The following is a 240-nucleotide window of genomic DNA, read 5'->3' on the forward strand; positions in this document are numbered from 1 at the left end:
GATCGCCGGATTGGTGGCCGTAATGATCGTTGTATGACTTGAATCGGTCGATGTCGATAAAGAGCAGTGACAGATGCCTTCCCGTGCGCAGTGTGTTCGCCCATTCCTGACTCAACATTTCGTCGAACGCCCCGCGGTTCTCGAGCCCGGTCAGCGCATCTCGACGTGCCAGTCGCTGTAGGTCGCATTCGGCGCGCTGGCGTCGGCGAAGCTCGCGAGCCAGCAACAGTGCGCCCGCCC

The 240-nt window shown here is 61.2% G+C and carries 1 protein-coding gene; it reads right to left on the reverse strand.

Features of this window, described 5'->3' with window-relative positions; translation table 11 throughout:
- The coding region (locus tag SB725_RS33635; RefSeq protein WP_410923751.1) for a GGDEF domain-containing protein at positions 1–226 on the reverse strand (226 nt) is incomplete at its 3' end.
- Between the last annotated feature and the right edge of the window lie 14 nt (positions 227–240).

The organism is Pseudomonas sp. SIMBA_041 (assembly GCF_046535095.1).
Classification (GTDB): domain Bacteria; phylum Pseudomonadota; class Gammaproteobacteria; order Pseudomonadales; family Pseudomonadaceae; genus Aquipseudomonas; species Aquipseudomonas mucoides.